General features: G+C 40.8%; 17 protein-coding genes. 7 read left to right on the top strand and 10 right to left on the bottom strand.

Annotated elements, in window-relative coordinates; all coding sequences use genetic code 11:
* Nucleotides 1–59 precede the first annotated feature (59 nt).
* On the top strand, nucleotides 60–1,058 hold the full coding sequence (locus ACEQ81_RS01930) for an acyl-ACP desaturase (protein ID WP_411029158.1): 999 nt from the start codon (nucleotides 60–62) through the stop codon (nucleotides 1,056–1,058).
* A gap of 32 nt (nucleotides 1,059–1,090) precedes the next feature.
* Here the strand turns inward: ACEQ81_RS01930 and ACEQ81_RS01925 are convergent, their stop codons facing one another.
* The 6 genes from ACEQ81_RS01925 to ACEQ81_RS01900 all read right to left on the bottom strand — a co-directional run bounded on the left by ACEQ81_RS01925 (nucleotide 1,091) and on the right by ACEQ81_RS01900 (nucleotide 5,401).
* On the bottom strand, nucleotides 1,091–1,621 hold the full coding sequence (locus ACEQ81_RS01925; protein WP_411029157.1) for a hypothetical protein: 531 nt from the start codon (nucleotides 1,619–1,621) through the stop codon (nucleotides 1,091–1,093).
* Between the two features lie 11 nt (nucleotides 1,622–1,632).
* Nucleotides 1,633–1,875 carry a hypothetical protein gene (locus ACEQ81_RS01920; protein ID WP_411029156.1) on the bottom strand — a complete coding sequence of 81 codons (243 nt, stop codon included), beginning with the start codon at nucleotides 1,873–1,875 and terminating at the stop codon, nucleotides 1,633–1,635.
* Between the two features lie 385 nt (nucleotides 1,876–2,260).
* Nucleotides 2,261–3,814 carry an aldehyde dehydrogenase family protein gene (locus ACEQ81_RS01915; protein ID WP_411029155.1) on the bottom strand — a complete coding sequence of 518 codons (1,554 nt, stop codon included), beginning with the start codon at nucleotides 3,812–3,814 and terminating at the stop codon, nucleotides 2,261–2,263.
* Nucleotides 3,815–3,911: 97 nt separating this feature from the next.
* Nucleotides 3,912–4,274, bottom strand: coding sequence for a DUF1304 domain-containing protein (locus tag ACEQ81_RS01910; protein WP_411029154.1), 363 nt, complete (start codon nucleotides 4,272–4,274; stop codon nucleotides 3,912–3,914).
* A 49-nt stretch (nucleotides 4,275–4,323) separates the two neighbouring features.
* The gene (locus ACEQ81_RS01905) at nucleotides 4,324–4,863 is read right to left on the bottom strand and encodes a 3-hydroxyanthranilate 3,4-dioxygenase (protein WP_411029153.1); all 540 of its coding nucleotides are present in this window, start codon (nucleotides 4,861–4,863) and stop codon (nucleotides 4,324–4,326) included.
* A 52-nt stretch (nucleotides 4,864–4,915) separates the two neighbouring features.
* Nucleotides 4,916–5,401 carry a CAP domain-containing protein gene (locus tag ACEQ81_RS01900; RefSeq protein WP_411029152.1) on the bottom strand — a complete coding sequence of 162 codons (486 nt, stop codon included), beginning with the start codon at nucleotides 5,399–5,401 and terminating at the stop codon, nucleotides 4,916–4,918.
* Between the two features lie 389 nt (nucleotides 5,402–5,790).
* Here ACEQ81_RS01900 and ACEQ81_RS01895 point away from each other — a divergent pair, with 389 nt between their 5' ends.
* Together ACEQ81_RS01895 and ACEQ81_RS01890 are read left to right on the top strand one after the other, a co-directional pair.
* Complete coding sequence (locus tag ACEQ81_RS01895; protein WP_411029151.1) at nucleotides 5,791–11,298, top strand: alpha-2-macroglobulin family protein; 5,508 nt, start codon at nucleotides 5,791–5,793, stop codon at nucleotides 11,296–11,298.
* A 30-nt stretch (nucleotides 11,299–11,328) separates the two neighbouring features.
* The gene (locus ACEQ81_RS01890) at nucleotides 11,329–11,775 is read left to right on the top strand and encodes a YybH family protein (protein ID WP_411029150.1); all 447 of its coding nucleotides are present in this window, start codon (nucleotides 11,329–11,331) and stop codon (nucleotides 11,773–11,775) included.
* On the opposite strand, the gene ACEQ81_RS01885 is transcribed toward ACEQ81_RS01890, so the two are convergent.
* Both ACEQ81_RS01885 and ACEQ81_RS01880 read right to left on the bottom strand, forming a co-directional pair.
* Nucleotides 11,772–12,203: a hypothetical protein gene (locus ACEQ81_RS01885; RefSeq protein WP_411029149.1), complete on the bottom strand. Its 432-nt coding sequence runs from the start codon at nucleotides 12,201–12,203 to the stop codon at nucleotides 11,772–11,774. The genes ACEQ81_RS01890 and ACEQ81_RS01885 overlap by 4 nt on opposite strands.
* 125 nt (nucleotides 12,204–12,328) lie before the next feature.
* Nucleotides 12,329–12,817, bottom strand: a complete 489-nt coding sequence (locus tag ACEQ81_RS01880) for a CvpA family protein (RefSeq protein WP_411029148.1) — start codon at nucleotides 12,815–12,817, stop codon at nucleotides 12,329–12,331.
* Nucleotides 12,818–12,919: 102 nt separating this feature from the next.
* On the opposite strand from ACEQ81_RS01880, the gene ACEQ81_RS01875 reads away from it, so the two are divergent.
* The 3 genes from ACEQ81_RS01875 to ACEQ81_RS01865 all read left to right on the top strand — a co-directional run bounded on the left by ACEQ81_RS01875 (nucleotide 12,920) and on the right by ACEQ81_RS01865 (nucleotide 17,473).
* On the top strand, nucleotides 12,920–13,276 hold the full coding sequence (locus ACEQ81_RS01875; protein WP_411029147.1) for a hypothetical protein: 357 nt from the start codon (nucleotides 12,920–12,922) through the stop codon (nucleotides 13,274–13,276).
* Nucleotides 13,277–13,332: 56 nt separating this feature from the next.
* Nucleotides 13,333–15,690, top strand: coding sequence for a penicillin-binding protein 1C (gene pbpC / locus ACEQ81_RS01870; protein WP_411030357.1), 2,358 nt, complete (start codon nucleotides 13,333–13,335; stop codon nucleotides 15,688–15,690).
* Between the two features lie 115 nt (nucleotides 15,691–15,805).
* Nucleotides 15,806–17,473 (top strand): glycerol-3-phosphate dehydrogenase/oxidase, encoded by a 1,668-nt coding sequence (locus tag ACEQ81_RS01865; RefSeq protein ID WP_411029146.1) that lies wholly within the window; start codon nucleotides 15,806–15,808, stop codon nucleotides 17,471–17,473.
* Here ACEQ81_RS01865 and ACEQ81_RS01860 read toward each other — a convergent pair.
* Nucleotides 17,454–18,797 carry an alpha/beta fold hydrolase gene (locus ACEQ81_RS01860; protein WP_411029145.1) on the bottom strand — a complete coding sequence of 448 codons (1,344 nt, stop codon included), beginning with the start codon at nucleotides 18,795–18,797 and terminating at the stop codon, nucleotides 17,454–17,456. The two genes, ACEQ81_RS01865 and ACEQ81_RS01860, sit on opposite strands and share 20 nt — an antisense overlap.
* A gap of 121 nt (nucleotides 18,798–18,918) precedes the next feature.
* Here ACEQ81_RS01860 and ACEQ81_RS01855 point away from each other — a divergent pair, with 121 nt between their 5' ends.
* Complete coding sequence (locus tag ACEQ81_RS01855) at nucleotides 18,919–19,671, top strand: LytR/AlgR family response regulator transcription factor (protein ID WP_411029144.1); 753 nt, start codon at nucleotides 18,919–18,921, stop codon at nucleotides 19,669–19,671.
* A 55-nt stretch (nucleotides 19,672–19,726) separates the two neighbouring features.
* On the opposite strand, the gene ACEQ81_RS01850 is transcribed toward ACEQ81_RS01855, so the two are convergent.
* Nucleotides 19,727–21,070: a Gfo/Idh/MocA family protein gene (locus ACEQ81_RS01850; RefSeq protein WP_411029143.1), complete on the bottom strand. Its 1,344-nt coding sequence runs from the start codon at nucleotides 21,068–21,070 to the stop codon at nucleotides 19,727–19,729.
* Nucleotides 21,071–21,080 lie beyond the last annotated feature (10 nt).

Below are 21,080 nucleotides of genomic sequence, written 5' to 3'. Positions count from 1 at the left end.
AATCGGGTTTTGTTACAATAATCCAATATTATTGGGGGATATTTACAAAAAATACGACCATGTCCGAGAAAAACATTAGGATAGAAGTAATGAATGCCATTGAGCATAAGGTAGACGGATTTATAGATTCTTTCCTTATCCCTACGGAAGATATTTGGCAACCAACAGATTTTCTTCCAGATTCCCAGAGCGAAGGCTTTTTTGATCATATACACCAAATACGAGAGGAATCTAAAGAACTAGGATACGATTTTTGGGTAACGATGGTAGCGGATACCATTACCGAAGAGGCGTTGCCAACTTATGAGTCTTGGCTTATGGATGTTGAGGGAATAGATCAGCATGGCGAGAACAAAAAAAATGGATGGTCTAGATGGGTACGTGCATGGAGTGCAGAAGAAAACAGGCACGGCGATGTGTTGAACAAGTACCTTTACCTATCCGGTAGAGTAAACATGCGCGAAATGGAAATTACCACACAACACCTAATTGCAGATGGTTTTGATATTGGTACCGATAGGGACCCCTACAAGAATTTTGTATATACTTCCTTTCAGGAATTGGCCACCAATATTTCTCACAAAAGGGTAGGTCAAATGGCCAAAAAGAAAGGAAATACGCTTTTAGGAAAAATGTGCACCATCATTGCCGGTGATGAAATGAGGCACCATCTGGCCTATAGGGAATTTGTAAAAACAATTTTTGGACAGGACCCTAGTGGTATGATGTTGGCGTTCGCCGATATGATGAAGAAGAAAATAGTGATGCCTGCCCATTTTTTAAGGGAATCTGGCGGTACTATTGGAACTGCATTTGAAACCTTTTCCAATTGCGCGCAGCGTTTAGGAGTGTATACCGCTGCCGATTACGTAGATATTTTGAGTAAACTGAATACATATTGGGAGTTGGATAGTATTAGAGGCCTCTCTGACAATGCCGAGCGGGCTAGGGATTACTTAATGAAATTACCCGAAAGGTTGACTCGCATTTCGGAACGGATGAAATTCCCGGAAGACCAATATCAATTTAAATGGGTAGAAGCTAACGGTATGATATAAAAAAGGGGCGTTATAAACGCCCCTTTTTTTGGTTATAGTTTTCCACGTTTGTGCTCTTCTTGCCAACGTGCCAACGATTTCCATTTTCCTTCAAAACACATTTTGGCCTGCATGGGCCATGATGCAGGATCGTGCATTTTGTATCGATCCCCACCAGATTCCAAGACCTCCTGGCATTTAGCCACCAAGGTCTCTGACAAAGCCTCCCAAGTATCTATACCATAATTATGAAAGAGTTGTTCAATTTTGGGACCTATACCTTCTACAATCTTAAGGTCGTTGTGTTTTACAGTTTTCCCCATGGCCGCTTTTGCAGCACTTGCTTTAAAAGGAACCGCGGTTATGGCCTTTGGAGCAGCGGTAGTTTCCGGGGATAGTTTTTTATTACAAGCTGCAAGCTCTGCTTGTAGTTTAGCGTTTTGGTCCGTTAAAGATTTTAGTTCACCGGAATTGTCCGTGACTTTGACTCCACCTTTCCCGATGAGGTATCCAAAAAGAGCGCAGATAAGCCCTACGGCCGCCGGTATAAGCCAACACCAAATGTTCATATTTTCAAAATCCATAGGATACAATTTTAAGGTTGATCATTATTATTTACATCTGCCAAATTCTTGGCAAGGACGCCGGTTTCATTTTCAATTTTTGAAACCTGAGGGGTGGCGTCGCCATTTACAGCTTCTGTTTTTAAAGTTGTTGTTTGGCTCGAGGAAGTTTCGTTAGAGGTACTTCCGCATTCACTACAGTACATTACATAAAAATAGGTTCCGGCCAAAATGGTAATTATAAGCCCCAACAGATTTGTGGTCTTTTTCGTCATGGCACCAAAAATTTTTGTTTGTAAGATACAATGTATTAAAAATATCTTAAAAATGTTAAAAAAAGACGCTTAAATGTTATTTATCAGTCACTTATATTTAAAAAAAAATGGAGTAGGCAAGAAGTTTTAAGAAAAGGAAAAACAGAAAATAAGGAAAAAAGAGCAGCTTATACACTTTTTGGTACCATACGTACTATTGCTATAATTTAAGAGCAATAAAATGCGGAAATTAGCACCAAAATCAGGAAAGAAACCCTATTTCTCCCGACAAGGTTCCGGCATTGAGATAGGGTTTTAATAACATAGTTTGAGTTAGTTTAGTTGGTTAGGAAAGCCCGCTGCCATTTTGGGTCCATCAAAGAGGCAGCGGGTTTTTCATTGTCGGTTAAAGATCAAATTTGATGCCTTGTGCCAAGGGCAACTCTGTAGTATAGTTGATGGTGTTGGTTTGTCTACGCATATAAACTTTCCATGCGTCCGATCCGGACTCACGGCCGCCACCGGTTTCCTTTTCGCCTCCAAAAGCACCACCAATTTCGGCTCCGGAAGTCCCTATGTTTACGTTGGCAATTCCGCAATCGCTTCCCCCTGCAGAAAGGAAACGTTCTGCTTCCCTTAGGTTATTGGTCATAATAGCCGAAGAAAGACCTTGTACAACGCCATTTTGAAGTGCTATGGCATTTTCTACATCTCCGGAGTACTTAAGTAAATATAGTACAGGGGCAAAGGTTTCGTGCTGTACGATCTCAAAAGAATTTTTGGCTTCGGCAATGGCAGGTTTAACATAGCACCCACTTTCATAACCATCACCTTCCAGCACGCCCCCTTCAACTATCAATTTACCTCCTTCATCCGTTACTTTTTTAAGTGCTTGCTGATATTGTTTTACGGCATCTGTATCTATTAAAGGTCCTACATGATTGTTTTCATCCAATGGATTTCCAATGCGAAGTTGCTTGTAGGCATCTTCAATGGCGGTTTTTACCTTGTCATAAATACTATCGTGGATAATTAGCCTTCTTGTTGAGGTACAACGTTGTCCTGCGGTACCCACCGCTCCGAACACCGCACCTATTACAGTCATTTTAACATCGGCTTCCGGGGTAACGATTATGGCGTTGTTGCCCCCAAGCTCCAAGAGCGATTTCCCCAAACGGGCGGCCACGGCCTGAGCTACAATTTTTCCCATTCGGATAGATCCTGTAGCAGAGATCAAAGGAATACGGCGGTCATTGGTCATCATTTCACCTACTTTGTAATCTCCATTGATCAAACAAGAAATACCTTCGGGCAAACCGTTGGCCTTGAAGACTGCTGCCGCAATATTTTGGCAGGCTATACCACATAAAGGAGTTTTTTCGGATGGTTTCCATACGCAGACGTCACCACATATCCATGCCAAAGCGGTGTTCCATGCCCAAACGGCCACCGGAAAGTTGAAAGCAGAAATAATCCCTACTACCCCCAATGGATGATATTGTTCGTACATTCTATGACCAGGTCTTTCGGAGTGCATGGTTAATCCGTGTAGTTGCCTAGATAAACCAACGGCAAAATCGCAGATATCTATCATTTCTTGTACCTCTCCCAGACCTTCTTGGTACGATTTCCCCATTTCATAAGAAACCAATTTCCCTAGGGGTTCTTTAAGCTCCCTTAGTTTATCGCCAAATTGGCGCACGATTTCTCCCCGTTGTGGTGCTGGTTTTTTACGCCAAATCTGGAATGCCTCTGTGGCGCTTTCCATAACTTTTTCATAATCGGCCTTAGAAGTAGTCTTTACTTTTCCTATCAATGCCCCATCAACAGGAGAATGGGAGTCCAATATTTCACCTGTTGAAAAATTGTTCGCTCCGGTGGAGGTCCCGTCATTTAATTCTTTTACACCCAATTGTTCAAGGGCTTCATGAATTCCAAAGGCAGTCGCTATTTTTGACATTTTATAACTTTTTACGTGTGTTTTGTTAAATTTTTGACAAAGCTACGAATAAGAGGGAACTTTTAGGCCTTTACCGTAAAAGATATCAACGAAGCGTTTATTTAAGGAGAAGCAAGGCTATACCTATAAGTGCCGGTAAGGCCTGTACAAAGAATATTTTACGATCTGCTGTAAGGGTACCATAGATCCCAGCTATTGCTACACAAGACAGAAAGAAGAGTGCCACATTGGAACTCCAAACAACATCTTCTATAAAAAAGGACCAAATGAGGCCAGCAGACAAAAAGCCGTTATAAAGCCCCTGATTGGCAGCCAAAGGTTTTGTGGGTTCAAATAGATCTTTTGGGAACTGTCTAAAGACCTTTCTTCCTCTTGTGGTCCATGCAAACATCTCGAACCATAAAATGTAAATATGGATCAGGGCCACTAATCCGATGAAAACTTTTGCTGCTAAATCCATAGTTTTATTGGTTGAAGATCTAACAGTAGATACTGTTTGGATCCTGCGGTTAATCTTCAGAAATGAATCGTTCGTCTACCTCCATTACAGTGCCACAGTTAGCGCAGGTACGAAGCGTTTCAGAATTGTAAAATGTTTTGAAATGGCCTAAAAAATCCTTTTCAATATCGTTTAAAGTAAAATAGGCCTCGTAAAGTTTATTGTTGCAATTATCGCAAAACCACAACAGTCCATCATCCACACCCATATCGGCTCTTTTGCGTTCAATGACCAAACCTATGGAGTTTTTGTATCTAACTGGTGAATGGGGTACTTTGGCAGGATGCAAGTACATATCTCCAGGACCTAATTTCATGGTCTTTTTTTTCCCATCTTCTTGAATATGTACTTCTATGTTGCCCTCTAATTGATAAAAGAGTTCTTCGGTCTCATTGTAATGGTAGTCTTTTCTAGCGTTAGGCCCGGCAACGATCATTACAATATAGTCTCCCGCATCTTTGTACAGGTTTTTGTTGCCCACAGGAGGTTTTAGGAGACCTCTGTTTTCCTCTATCCAGTTGTTTAAATTGAAAGGTGCTCTTATCGCCATAGCAATACTATTGTTATGGCTAATTTAAGAAAAGAAAATGGCTTTGGGAAAGCTACTTGTAGAACAGTTGTGTATAATAAAAATTTCCGTTCAGATCTTTTTTCACACTTACCGCTGTGTTTGTAAAATCGCCTTCCATGGTTTTTTTGTGGTTGGTGCTGTTCAACCAACCCTGAAATGCTTCTATGGCACTGTCATAATCCTTGGCTACATTTTCTGCCACTGCTTCCGCATTTACTGTTGACGATATCCCAGAGGCCCTAGACGAAAAGTTGTCATGGCTTAAGCTACCCTTGGATATCATATAGTCTGTATGGGTATTGGCGTATTCGTAGGCCACAGCACTAAATTCTAAGGACGTTTGCCCTAAGGCAGTCCTGTGGTCATTAATAATACCCAGCAATTCTTGTTCTACTTCCTTTACGTTTTCCGCCTCCGCAATTACTTCTCCTTCATCAATTTGTAAAGGTTCGGAAGAACAAGAACCCACTATTAGGACAAGGATCACCAAGGCAACATGGTGCAATTTCATTTTCATATAGCGTTCTATTTGCCATAAATAGTAAGCGGAAGAATTGGGTATTCTTACATTCCCAAATACAAGTAGGAGGTCTAGGAGAGGGGGGATTCTCGTGTGTTGTTGATATCAAAAAATAATCAACCCGGTAATATTAAAGAAAATATCAGAATCCGCTGGAAAAAAGGAGTTTTTTTCGATAATCGGCATATTTTATGGAAATATGGTATTATATTGGTGCTAAGAATAAGACCCCAAATTTTATTACAAATAATATCTGCGTCAGTTGCCTACCAGACTAAATTCTTTACAGGAAAGGATTAAATATCATATTGATTCTTTTTCTCGATAATTCGAGAAAGGGAATTGGGGTAACTCCTATTATCTTTATGTAGATTAAAAACACAGACATGAAAACGCGAATAGCTACGATTCTAATGACTTTTGTTTTGGTGCTGGGCTGTACCACTAAAAAAGATGATCAAATACAGTTTGATAATTTAAACCTGTATCAAGATTATATCGCCGAGGTTTCCCATGGTATAATTTCCTCCAAAAGTGACGTACGGGTTGTTTTGGTCAAACCTGTAAATGCATGGAGCAAAGGAGACGAACTAGACAAGGATTTACTTAGGGTATCTCCTAAAGTAGATGGCAAAGTGGTTGCAATGGATGAAAGGACCATAGCGTTTGTTCCCAATACCGGTTTTGACCAGGATACGGAATATAAGGTTACGCTATCACTTAAAGAATTTGTACAAGATATACCCAAGGAATTGCAAGTCTTTACCTTTGGCGTTAAGACTTTAAAACAACAGTTTAACGTATATACCAATCCTTTGCAGTCCTACTCTCGGGATTGGCAGTATTTGGAAGGTCAAATTAGAAGCTCGGATCAACTGAATTTGAAAACGGTTACCAAGCTGGTCCAAGCAACTCATAGCGGGAAATCCATAGACGTGAAGTTTGACAAAGGGATAAAACAAGGGACCTTATTTCAGTTTAAAATAGACAGCATTCCCCGAGCAGAGGAAGATTCGGACCTTAAGATTGTATGGGATGGGAGTAGTTTTGATATAGAAAGCTCCGGAGAAAATAGTATAAAAGTACCTGGCAAAAACAATTTTACCGTACTAAATATTACTGTGGATTCTGGCACTGATGATGTTGTGTCGATAAATTTTTCAGATCCTTTAAAAAAAGGACAAGAGTTCAAGGGCCTTGTGGTTCTTGAAGGCGCAGATAACCCCAGGTTTTCAGTGTCTGGAAATACCTTAAAATTATATCCTTCCCAAGAAATTAAAGGAACCGCACAGCTTGAAGTTTTTGAAGGTATCCAAAGTAATGACGGATACAAGCTAAAAACCAAGTTTACGGAACGGGTTGCTTTTGAATCGTTAAAACCCCAAGTAAGGATGCTTTCTAATGGAACCCTTCTTCCTTCTTCGCACAATTTGAAGATTAATTTTGAAGCCGTTGGGCTAAAGGCAGTAGATGTATCGGTCTTTAAAATTTTTGAAAACAATATATTACAGTTCTTACAGGAAAATAATCTCGACGGCAATTACGGCCTTAGAAAAGTTGCCAGACCCATAGTTCAGCAACGTATAGACCTAGAGGGTGCCCTTTCCAAAACCAATGGCAAGTGGGTTGCCCATGCCTTGGATTTAAAATCCCTTATGCGTCCGGAGGTAGGGGCCATGTACAGGGTAGAATTAAATTATAGACCTGCTTATAGTCTGTATACCTGTGAAGGCACCAATTTTGAAACAGAGGTTGATGACACCACAAATTTTGACGAAGAAATTGAGAATAGTTTTTGGGACGGCTCGGAAAATTATTATAACGATTATTACGGATATGACTGGAACGAACGTGAAAACCCCTGCCATACCTCTTATTACTACGACAAGAAAACAGGGGTAAATCTTTTGGCTACAGACCTTGGGGTTACTATAAAAAAAGGAAACAACAAAAGCTATTTTGTAGCAGTTAACGATGTGCTGAACACCAATCCTGTAGCCGGCGCCAAGGTAACTTTTTACAATTACCAGCAGCAACCGCTTGGCCAAGTGGTGACCGACGCGGACGGCACCTCAGTTTTTGATGCCGAAACCTCGGCCTATTTTGCACAAGTAGAAAACAACGGTCAGAAAACCTATGTTAAATTGAATGATGGAAATGCACTTTCCATGAGTAAATTCAATGTATCGGGGGTACAATTAGAAAAAGGCGTCAAAGGATTTATTTTTGGGGAAAGAGGCATATGGAGGCCCGGAGACAAGCTCTTCTTATCTTTTATGTTGAATGATAACGACAACAAACTTCCTCCGAACCATCCCGTGAAACTAGAGCTCATGGATCCTTATAATAAAGTGGTTCATAGAGAAGTAACAACCAATGGGCTTAATAACTTTTATCATTTTACCGTACAGACCAATGAGAATGCACCAACCGGAAACTGGTTGGCAAAAGTTTCCATAGGGGGTATTTCTTTTACAAAAACGATTAAAATAGAGACCATTAAACCCAACCGGCTTAAAATTAAGGCCAATTTGGGTGGGGCGGTACTATCCGGATCCAAAACCACAAGAGGAACATTGGAAGTAAAGTGGCTTCATGGAGCGGTCGCCAAAAATCTTAAAACGGATGTATCGGCAAAGTTCTCCTCACAGACCACAAGTTTTACGTCCTATCCGGCCTATGTTTTTGATGACCCAACACGTGGTTTCTCTATGGAGGATCAAATAATATTTAAGGGCAACCTAAATGAAGAAGGTACCGTAGATTTCTCTGTAAACCCACAATTAAAAGCAAGTGCTCCTGGAATGTTGAATGCGGCTTTCATTACAAAAGTCTATGAAAATGGAGGCGATTTCAGTACAGATGTATTCACCAAACCTTATTCGCCCTTTAAAACTTATGTAGGGTTAAATAGCCCTAAAGGGGATAAGACCAGAAGTATGCTGCTAACAGATGTTAACCACAAATTTGAAGTGGTTACGTTAGGCGAAAACGGTAGCCCTAAAGCAACAAAAAATCTTAAAGTGACCGTTCATAAGGTAAATTGGAGGTGGTGGTGGGATACTTCGGCCGATAATCTATCGAGTTTTAGCAGTAGCAATTATCGGGAAAAAGTTTTTGAAAAAACAATCAACACCAATGCCAAGGGAGAAGGATCCTTTAATTTTGAGCTAAAATATCCCAATTGGGGGCGTTATTTGGTGCGGGTAGAGGACCCAAATGGAGGCCATGCCACTGGGAAAGCCGTTTATATAGATTGGCCTGGATGGGCCGGAAAATCGCGTAAAGGAGACCCTTCCGCGGCCAGCATGTTAACGTTTTCTACGGATAAGGAAACCTACACGGTAGGTGAAACCGCAACCGTGACCATTCCAAGCTCCGAAGACGGAAGGGCTTTGATTACCGTTGAAAATGGTAGTGAAGTACTGCACTCGCTTTGGATGGAAACCCAAAAGGGCGAAACAAAGTTTCAGCTTCCCATTACGGCGTTGTACACCCCAAACGTATACATTAATATTACGTTATTACAACCTCATGCCGCTACTACAAATGATCTGCCAATGAGACTATACGGAGTGGCACCCATTTCTGTGGAGGATCCGAGCACCAAACTTACACCCCTGATTTCCATGCCCAACGTATTGCGACCAGAAGAGACCATCACCCTTAAAATAAATGAAAAGGATGGAAGAAGCATGACCTATAGTATTGCCCTAGTAGATGAAGGATTGTTAGATCTTACACGTTTCAAAACACCAAACCCATGGAATACTTTTTATGCCCATGAAGCTCTTGGAGTTAAGACTTGGGATGTCTATGATGACATTATAGGGGCTTTTGGTGGTAGAATTGATCAGGTATTTGCTATTGGAGGGGACGGAGAACTCGCTGGTGCCAAAAACAAGAAGGCAAATCGGTTTAAACCCATGGTAGTACATCTAGGCCCTTTTGAATTAAAAGAAGGTGCTACAAAATCCCATAAAATAAAGGTTCCAAAATATGTGGGTTCCGTAAGGACCATGGTGGTAGCGGGGAATGTTGAAAAAGATGCCTATGGAATGGCGGAAAAGACAACCGCAGTTAGAAAACCGCTAATGGTCCTAGCATCCTTACCCAGGAAGATTACACCTAGGGAGAAAGTAGTTTTACCCATTACGGTTTTTGCGATGGAGAAGAAAGTGAAGAACGTATCCGTAAAAATAAGACCTCATAAATCCTTTAAAATAATTGGTAGTGCCACCCAACAACTTTCTTTTACCCAGCCCGACGAGAAAATGGTGTATTTTAATTTGGAAGTGGCCGATTTTAAGGGTATTGGAAACGTTGTGGTAGAGGCAACCGGGAATGGGGAAAAGGCTTCTTTTGAAGTTCCCATCGACGTGGTAAACCCCAATCCGGTCACCACAAGTGTAGAACACATGGTCTTGGAGGCCAATGAAGAACGAACGATAAGTCTTGAAACCTTTGGCATAGCCTCAAGTAATACTGCACAAATAGAACTTTCTACCCTACCGCCAATGAATTTCAATGGTAGAATGCAATACCTTATTAGGTATCCGCACGGTTGTGTGGAACAGACCACATCCGCCGCCTTTCCACAACTTTTTTTGGCTGATATTTTTGAGGTTCCGTCCTCAAAACAAAATAGTATACAAACCAATGTGGAACAGGCTATTAGGCGATTGGGAGGTTATCAATTGCCTAATGGGGGATTTTCTTATTGGGCCGGACAAAACCGAGCCAATGATTGGGGAACTTCCTTTGCGGGGCACTTTTTATTAGAAGCGGAAAACAAAGGTTACGTGCTTCCCATAGGGTTTAAAACATCTTGGGTTAGCTACCAGCAACAAACTGCAAAGCAATGGAGGACAGATAATACCAATGCAGATTTGGCACAAGCATACCGGCTTTATACATTGGCGCTTTCCGGAAATGCGGACGTGGCCTCTATGAACCGTCTTCGGGAGCGTGCCACAATTTCCAATGCCGCAAAATATCCTTTGGCCGCCGCTTACGCAATCATTGGTAGGGCAAAGGTTGCAAACCGGTTGCTGGCCGCTTCCAATTTTAATTTTGATGGCAGGCATAATGGCTATACCTATGGGTCTTCTGATAGAAATAGAGCCCTTGCCCTAGAGACTTTTGTGCTCTTAAACAACAAAACAAAGGCGTGGGAAATGGCAAAGATCATAGCACAGCACCTCAACGGAAAAAATTATATGAGCACGCAGACCACAGCTTATAGCCTTCTGGCCATGGCCAAGTTTGCAAAGATGGTCGGGGGTAAGGGTATTGATGTAGGCATTACGCTGAATGGCAATAACCAATCCTTGCGTACTGGCAAGACATTGGCAAACGGCACATTGGCAGTTAAACAGGGAGCTAACAGCCTTACTTTGAAAAACACTTCGGACAATGTAGTTTATGCCAGCATCATTATGGATGGGATACTCCCAGTAGGCCGAGAACGCGAAGAACAACGCAATTTATCCGCAAGGATAAAATTTAAAGGTCGCAATGGTAACAACTTGGACATATCCAAAATAAGCCAGGGTACAGATTTTATTGCGGAAGTAACCGTAACCAACACCACTGCCAATGAAATCAAGAATTTAGCCCTTACAGAAATATTTCCCAGTGGCTGGGAAATTGTGAATACCCGTTTCACCGATTTTGGAGAATTTGAAGGCAACAAAGCCACTTATACGGATTTAAGGGACGATAGAGCCAATTTTTATTTTGATCTTGGCAAGAACAAGTCCACTACTTTTAGAATTTTATTGAATGCGTCCTATTTGGGAACCTACTATTTACCCGGAATACAGATAGAGGCCATGTACAATAATGATTATATGCTGCGTACCAAAGGGCGCTGGGTAGAAGTGGTTAAATGAAAAACGAATCGATTTAAAAAATAACTTGACATGAAAAAAATAATTGTTGGAATTCTAATAGCCCTAACATACACTTCTTGTGGATTTACAGAAAAAGCTAATCCTGAAAAAGATAAAGAGGCAATTGTGAAAGTGCTTGAAGATCAGGAGAAAGCCTGGAACAATTATGACCTAGAAGGTTTTATGCAAACCTATTGGAAGAGCAATGCGTTAAAATTTTTTAGTAGTGGGGGAGTAACCTCGGGCTGGGATCAAACCTTGGCCAATTATCATAAGCGATATCCATCCAAAGACCATGTGGGTACCTTAAGTTTTACACTCAAGGATATCTCCCCAATTGATGGGGAAGCCTATTTTGTTATGGGTGACTACCACCTAGCAAGAAAAATTGGAGATGCAGACGGTATATTTATGGTAATTTTTAAGAAGATAAATGGCGAATGGAAGATAATAGCCGATCTCTCTTGTAGTTCTTAAGAAGTAATGGTTTCACTATTGGAAATTTCCTGTGCCCATGCAATGGCTTCTTCCAAAACCCTGAACCTTTTAACCTTGGATTTTAGAAACAATTTCTCTAACCCGGCATTAAGGAACCCTGCACGGGTATAGCTAACAATGGCATACCCTTTTAACTTATAACTGCTTTTAAAGAACTTAATCCAGTCCGTAGGCATTACGGAATAGGAGTTAATCCTATGTGTGATGAGTACAAAGTCGCGCCCATCGTTATCATAAAGATTGGTAAGATCTTCGGTAACCTTTTTTCCATGATTTTCCCATGTAAATAAGACGTCTTCGTTTATTTCCGCTATAATAAAGGAATCAAATAAAAAATAGTTTCCGAAAGGGTAATTCAATTCATGTATCGCCTTCTTGTAGAAGACGGTTTCTTTTAATTTTTTCACACCCAAAATCATTTCCAAGTTCTCCGTTGCAAGATAGTGGAACCTTTAGGATACAATTATCACTTGTCGATTAAAGACATTAATAGTCTGTGTATTGCGTAATTAGGGCAAAAAAGAAAACATATTTACTCAGGGTCTTTCAGTACTTTACTAAAAACAAAGGCCCCTATATCCTTAACAGGATTGTATAGGATAGAATCATTAAGTGTTTCTTCATTTATCAGGTTCAAATTGTCATTGACCCTGTGGAAAAAAACAAGTAGCGCCCCAAGAATTACAGCAATTTTTAAAGCACCAAAAACACCTCCTGCAATTTTATTCAACAGTCCCAAAAGGGCAAAATCGGCAATTTTTGTTAACAGTTTTCCTGCCAAATGAACCACTACTACAATGATGATAAACGTAACGATAAAAGCGGTAAGATTAATATAGCGTTCATTCCAATCCATATTTTTGGAAAGATATTCCCCTGCAATATATGAAAAGTGAATTGCTCCGTAGAGTCCGGCAATTAAGGCAATTATTGAAGCAATTTCTACAAAAAGACCGTTTTTGAGTCCTTTATAAAGGCCCCAGACAAGGAGTAATCCAATTGCTATATCCAAAAATCCCATCCTAAATTGTTTTCACAAATATAGAACTTTGATTTGTACCTTTGGATTAGAAACAGGAACCGTATTAATATACAATTTAAGGTCTCCTTTAACCTAATTTGTGTGGCAAGAGATACCGTATTAAAAGAGCGTTGGGAAGAACTGGTAAGTAAATTATCCAATCAATTTTCTGATGGTGATCCCTTGGAATTGGATGCCATTATTTATTTGGTGGGCGTGCAAGAGTTGGGCCAGTACCATAAGAAATATAAAAAGGATGAAAAACTGAACCTTATGCATATTGCCATCTGTAGACTCTTGGAACCCTATGGTTATTATGAGTTCGATTTTTTTGATGAAGATGGCTGGCCACATTACAAGGTAAAAGAAGAACTGCCTCCGCTAAAGGCAGGAGAACAAGCGGTACTCATGAAGGAAGCGTTGGTGGGTTATTTCATCGAAAAAGAGTATTTAAGGTAATGTAAATGTAGATTTTGCGTCAAAAGAACCTTTTGTATTTATTGCGAGGTATCTCTATGCACCCATATATAAATGGCAACATATTGCTGTTTGTTAGAAAACATTCCAAAAAGTTGCTTCTTTTTCTTTTGGTATTGATTGGATATTACTTCTGTTTGCCAAAGCAGCTTTTTAACGATCCTACGGCAACGGTGGTGGAAAGTAGACAGGGTGAGTTGTTAGGGGCTAAAATTGCAAGTGACGGGCAATGGCGGTTTCCCGGCTTGGACAGTGTACCCAAAAAGTTTAAAACCTGCATTTTACAATTTGAAGATAGCCACTTCTACCAGCATCCAGGGTTTAATCCAATTTCCATAGCAAAAGCCATAAAAGCCAATATCTCTGCCGGCAAACATGTTAGAGGAGGGAGCACAATAACCCAACAGGTGATTCGGATGTCTAGAAAACAGAAGCGCACCTATTTGGAGAAGACCATAGAGCTAATTTTGGCCACTAGGCTAGAAGTAAGGTATTCCAAAGAAGAAATTTTGAACCTTTATGCCAGCCATGCCCCTTTTGGAGGAAATGTGGTTGGCCTCGGAATGGCATCATGGCGATACTTTGGGTTGCCTCCATACCAACTATCTTGGGCAGAAGCGGCTACCTTGGCAGTACTTCCCAACGCCCCGGCTCTAATTTATCCCGGCAAGAACAAAGAATTGTTGCTAAAAAAAAGAAACAGACTGCTTAAAAAGATATTGGATAAGAAAGCTATAGATAGCACTACCTACCAATTGGCACTTTTGGAAGCCCTGCCCAAAAAACCCTACCCACTTCCTCAAATAGCACCTCATCTGGTAGAAAACATTTCTAAAAAGCACAAGGGAAAACGTTTGGCCGTTACCCTGGACAAGGAATTGCAAAATAGTGTAAATGCCATTGTACAAAAGCACCATATGCTTCTAAAACAGAATCAGGTGCATAATGCCGCTGTTTTGGTCATGGATGTAAATACCCGGGAAGTATTGGCCTATTTAGGTAATACAAATACAGATAAGGCACATGAAAAAGACGTGGATATGGTGCACGCTATCCGCAGCACGGGAAGTATAATGAAACCTTTTTTATACGCGGCCATGTTAGATGCCGGAGAGCTGTTACCAGAGATGTTGGTTGCCGATGTGCCTACACAAATTGCGGGCTATACCCCCGAAAATTTTAATGAGAATTACAGTGGTGCTGTAAAGGCAAAAATGGCTTTGGCCCGGTCACTGAACATTCCGGCGGTAAGGCTCTTACAGTCCTATGGGCTACACAAATTTAGAGATCAACTTAATCTCTTTAACCTTGGTGGTGTTAGTAAACCGGCAGATCACTATGGGCTTACTCTTATTTTAGGAGGAGCGGAGAGCAACCTTTGGGATCTTTGCAAAACATATGCCTCCTTGGCATCTACGGTGAATCATTTTAGTACAACTTCAAGTGAGTATTATACCAACGAATTCACAAACCCAGTTTTAATACAAGGGGAAAAGGTTCATTTTGGTGAAAAATCCAAAGAAAAAACCATTTTTGATGCCGCTAGCATATACCTCACTTTTGAGGCCATGAAAGATGTGAATAGGCCAGAGGGAAACGAATCTTGGGAGTTCTTCGATTCTTCAAAAGAGATTGCCTGGAAAACAGGCACAAGTTTTGGCAATAAGGATGCCTGGGCTATTGGGGTTACCCAAAACCATGTAGTGGGTGTTTGGGTAGGCAATGCCGACGGAGAAGGCAGGCCTAATGTTAGTGGGGTTACAAGTGCAGCTCCAATTTTATTCGATGTTTTTGATGTTTTGCCAAGAGCCCACTGGTTTTCAAAGCCCCTAGATGAGTTTGAAGATGTTCTGGTATGTGCGGAAAGTGGGTATTTGGCCACTGAAATTTGTCCCAACTTATACATTTCCATTCCTAGAAAACAAAACTCTGTAAACGCCTGTAGTTTTCATCGCAAGGTTCATTTGGATCACCACAGGCGGTTTCTGGTAAATTCTTCCTGTACCGATCTGTCAATGGCAAAGGAAGAAACGTGGTTTTTACTACCACCTTTAATGGCATACTATTACAAGAGAAACAATGCTGCATACCAAACACTTCCACCCCTTAGAAACGACTGCCGAGGTACAAATCTGCCTGCAATGGAATTTATTTATCCAAAAAATGGAAGTCGTATAACCCTTGCTAAAAATTTTGAGGGACAAACAAATGAATTGATATTAAAACTGGCACATATAAAACCCGCAACAAAGGTGTTTTGGTATATGGACGAAAGGTTTTTGCAACAAACAACCAACTTTCATGAAATTGGCGTAGTTTCATCGGTTGGCCCTCACAGAATTACGGCAATTGATGCCCTTGGTAATGAAGTTATCATTACGATAACGATAGAGTAAACCGGCAACTTTGAAATAGGGATTTAAACAACTATCTTTACCATATACCCCACAGTACTAGGTATATTGCGTTGGGGAGGACACTTGCTCGGAAAATAAATTTCAATAAAATATTGTGAAAGAAAACATCAGATTTTCAAACTTGGATAGGGAAAGTACGGTTAAAAAACTGTCCAAAGAAACTTTTGACCTAGTGGTGATAGGTGGCGGAATAACAGGAGGCGGTATTGCTCTGGACGCTGCTTCTAGAGGCATGAAAGTGGCGCTAGTGGAAAAAGGCGATTTTGCCTCCGGAACCAGTAGCAAATCTACCAAGCTTATACACGGTGGACTGCGTTATTTGAAACAATTCGATTTTTGGCTCGTAAAAGAAGTTGGCTCGGAACGAGCCATTGTTCATAAGCTGGCTCCCCATCTTGTTTTACCCGAAAAAATGCTGTTGCCACTAATCGAAAACGGGTCTTATGGCAAATGGCTCACCTCTATTGGCCTTAAGGTATATGATATTCTTGCCCAGGTTACAGGAGATGACAAGCGTAAGATGTTGGAAAAGAAAGAGGCCCTAAAATTGGAACCTCTTTTGCCCAAAAAAATACTAAAAGGTGCAGGGTACTATGCCGAATATAGAACCGATGACGCAAGACTCACCATAGAAAATATTAAGACCAGTCTTATCTATGGGGCCTTGGCCTTAAACTATGCTGCGGTAAACGATTTTGTCTATAAAGACGGAAGAATTTCTGGGGTAAAGATCAAAGATGGGATTAGCGAAAAAGATTTCACCATTAAGACAAAGTACGTAATTAGTGCCGCAGGGCCTTGGGTAGATGAATTACGGAGTATAAACAATTCAAAAAAAGGAAAACGACTGCACCTTACCAAAGGTGTGCATTTGGTTTTTCCGTATGAAAAATTACCAGTAAAACAGTCCGTTTATTTTGATGTGCCAGATGGTAGAATGATGTTTGCCATTCCTAGGGGGAAGGTCACTTATGTAGGCACCACAGATACCAATTTTAATAATGATAAGGACAACGTACAGGTAGACCTGGCAGATGCTATGTATCTATTATCCGCGGTAAACCATATGTTTCCCAAAATAAATTTGGAAATGGAAGATATTATGTCTTCCTGGGCAGGATTGCGTCCGTTGATCCATGAAGAAGGAAAATCGGCCTCCGAACTTTCAAGAAAAGACGAAATATTTACCTCAGAAACAGGGCTGGTAAGCATTGCCGGAGGAAAACTTACTGGCTATAGAAAAATGGCCGAACGAGTGGTAAATAGAATTGCCAAAAAAATGGAGGAAGATTATGAGCGCGAAATAAACCCCTCGGAATCTGACAAAATCCCACTTTGTGGCAGCGATTTTAAAAAGTTTAAACACGTTACAAGATATATTAATGAGGTTTATGAAAAGATAAGCTCCGATGGGTTTACCCAGCACGACGCGTGGTTTCTGGTAACCAATTATGGAAAACAGACAGAACTTATTCTTGAAAACTATGCCAAGTTAAAGGACAAGGACGCTTATTTGCGAATGGCCAAGGCCGAACTACATTTTGGAATTGACTATGAAATGGTACAAAACCCTATGGATTTCTTCGTTAGAAGAACCGGGAGGTTATATTTCGATATCGATAGCGTTCGCAATCTCATGGATCCTATTTTGGCAGAGTTCAAGGTTATTTTTAAAACTGATGATGCAACGATTGCCGGGTACAGAGATAAATTGAAAACGTTGATTACCGAACACTCCGATTTTAGTTTAGACCGGTTTTAGGGGCTAATCCTGCCATTTCCCGAGCCCAATTAACAATCTGCATGCTAATGTTGTTTTCCCATCGCCCTTCTTTACCTTCAAAGGAATCTTGGGCTTTAACATGGATGGTATTCCAATGGTCTAATCCAGGATATTCGTATAACAGATGATCGTTATGTCCATTTCTCTTAAGCACATCCACGATCATTTGGTTATCATGGGCAGACATAATCCAATCATTTGTGCCGCGCATAATTCTAACGGGGACTTTTATCTTTTCCCACTCACCAGCCAAGTTGTACTCCTGTAACTGATGGTAATAGGAAAGTGGCCTTCCGTACATATGGCGAGAAGGATGGTAGTTATGTTCTGCCAAGGCAGGGTATTGGTTAATTACTTGGGCGTACGTCTTCTTTTGTATCAACATACCGTAATATAAGGGAATGTAATACGCGTTCATTTTCTTTACGATTTCGGCCTCGGAATTACCCTTAAACCCAAGTATTCTTCGCTCAATTTCCAACATATGTTCGTACCATGTTTTAAAAAAGACTCCATCAGAAATTACCCCGGCCAAGTTAAGTTCATTGGCGAACATTGGGGCCAAAGCACTTCCCATACTAGAGCCGTAGACAATTATTTTATCTGGATCTACATAAGGTTTAGATTTTAGAGCTTTTATCGCTGCCTTAAAGCCGGCTATATCGGTAAGAAAATCGGATTCCGCACAGTTTCCTTCACTATCGCCCACTCCAGGTTTTTCAACACGCATCACTACCATATCCGATTGTTCAACGAGATCTCGTATTACCCGAGCCCAGTTGCTGCTTCGGCCGGGATAGATCTCTATAGAAGAACAGCTTAAGCCCCCGATTAGCATTATGGCCGGTAATTTGCCAGCGCGTTTTGGTTTGGTCACAATAGTCCTTTGGGTAACCCCAAAGCTGCTGGTTACTTCTTCATAAAAGGTTTCTAATTGGGGATGTGATTCTTTTTCGATGGCATTTAAACGCACAGAAGAAGTTACAAGTTGGTTAGAGCGCAATGCTTCAATAGTTAAAGCATTATTTGCCCTAAGTGCGTAGGTAACCGAAGTCCAAATCTCATCCGAGGCAATAAGTTGTCCGTTCACCTTTAGTATAATATCCTCTGGCCTAAAACCAGCCTTTTCCAACGGACTGTTTTTTTCGATAGCTCGTATAACCGCCCCTGTTTGTCCAGAAGATGGTCCCGAAATCTGGGCCTCCCATGAAGCCCTTCTCTGAAGTGTTTGGGCAGAAATGAAATTTCCGATAAACGCTGCTATAAGGATACATATATAACGTGTTTTTTTGATGCCAATCATAACCAATATTTTAAGTTTTCTTTAAAATTAGATTGTCTATATTTATCAAAAAGGTTATTTATACCAGCAGCGCTATTTTTTATGTGAAACCTGCCCGCCGCATGATATAGTTTTAGAGGTCATGAAATTCATAAAAGACTTTTATCTATTCAATTCAAGAATTGCCACCCATGTAATTTTTTGGGTAGCCTATTATATTCTTTTTGGTTTTGTATGGGTTGCTGAGGACGGATATCTGGCTTCTTTCTATTTAGAGTTTATATTGCTGCCCACTAGAATTTTGGCAGTCTACGTTGTCATTTATTTTTTACTTCCAAGATTTTTGTTGAAAAGAAAATATACCAACTTTTTCTTAGGTTATGTTATCGTTCTTCTGCTGGCAGGGGTACTACAACGTGTTTTTATTCATCTGTTTTACGAAAACCTGTTGTTGAACAATGTGGAAAAAGGGCTCTTCAGTATTAACATGCTTGTACGCGCGGTAGTGTTGATCAATACCACGGTGCTGTTGGTTTTGGGAGCTAAACTCTTTCAACTTTGGCTTATAGAACACGAGAAGAACCGAGAGGTACGTCAAGAGTATCTAGAAATACGATCTAACCGTAGAATTCATAGAATTGCTACGGACAACATTTTGTTTGTGGAAGGACTGGGAAATTACGTAAACTATCACCTTAGGGATAAATCCAAAGTTACGGCCTATGCCACCATAAAGGATACCCTTGTTTTATTGCCAGAAAATTTTATTAGGGTGCATCGTTCCTATATAGTAAACAAAGACCATATCAAATCATATGATGCCAACACCATAGATGTTGAAAACCAAATGGTGCCCAGAGGTAAAAGTGTTACCGATGAGGTATTGTTGACCTAATCTGGAAAATAGTAATCGTATTTACACCGTCCAATCTAAGACAAAAATTAACGACCTACGTTGATACCGGTTCTAGCACTTGGGTCACTCCGGGAACGGGAACGGGGTAATTACCATCTGCATCGGGGAGTACCTTAGGACTAGTATCCCAGCTAAAAGTGTCCGGAACTATGCGCCGTCCCCAGTTTAGCGCATCGTCAAAAGTAATTAACTGACCAGAGTAGGTTGCCATTCTACCCAAAATTGCGGTCATTGTAGTTTTGGCAGCATGTTCCACGTCATTGATCACCGTCCCCGCTTTAATGGAAGCAAAGAGTTTATCGTGCTCTGTTTGATATGGATTTGGATCTTCCAAACCTTGATGCTCGTAAATAAGATTGCCACTGTAATCCTTAATTATTCCTTTGTTCTGAGAATCGGTATATATAGTGCCCTTGGTACCCATAAAGCTTTCCGAAACGTTGGTTATACAGCCGGGCTGATGTCTGCACTGACTAGAAATAACCGCTCCGGAAGGATAGGTAAATTCCACAAAATGATGATCAAAAATCTCTCCATACCGATTACCCTTACGAACTTCCCTTCCTCCCATACCTTGGGCATGAATAGGAAACTCGCCAATAAACCAATTGGCTACGTCAATATTATGGATATGTTGCTCAACGATATGATCTCCACACAACCAATTAAAGTAATACCAATTCCGCATTTGGTACTCCATTTCGGTCTGTGCCTCCTGTCTTTCCTTTACCCATACCCCTTCGCTGTTCCAATACACTTGGCCAGAAACAATTTGTCCTATACTCCCTTCCCTAATTTTATCCAAGCAGGCCAAATAACTCTTTTGGTAATGCCTTTGTAGCCCAACAACGACGTTTAATTGTTTTTGTTTTGCTATCTCCGCAGCCTCTAGGACTTTCCGAATACCTGCTGCATCGGTCGCTACGGGTTTTTCCATAAAAATATGTTTGCCCTGGTTAACGGCATATTCAAAATGAAGGGGTCTAAACCCAGGTGGTGTGGTAAGAATAACAACATCGGCCAAATCTATGGCGTTTTTATACGCCTCAAAACCAACATATTTGTTTTCATCCTTTACCGCAATCTTTTCTGTGTCGGCAAATTTTTGGGAAACAATTCCAAGGCAACCATCCAACCGATCCTGAAAAGCATCCGCCATGGCCACCAACTTAACATTTTCCTTAGTGCTCAGTGCCTGCACAATGGCTCCGGTACCTCTTCCGCCACAACCTACCAGTGCTATTTTTATGGCATCATCGCCTATGACATTGGCGCTAGCCGCCACATTTAACGGAACCGTAAGCAAGCCTCCGGTAACGATGGCAGAATTCTTGCAAAAGCTTCTACGAGAGACTGTATTTTTTCTTTCTTTTCTCATGATGGTGTTT

The organism is Spongiimicrobium sp. 3-5 (assembly GCF_046557915.1).
Taxonomy (GTDB): Bacteria; Bacteroidota; Bacteroidia; order Flavobacteriales; family Flavobacteriaceae; genus JBHEBG01.
The sequence above is the reverse complement of the archived record's forward strand: the minus strand, read 5'-3'. Positions and strand labels throughout refer to the sequence as shown.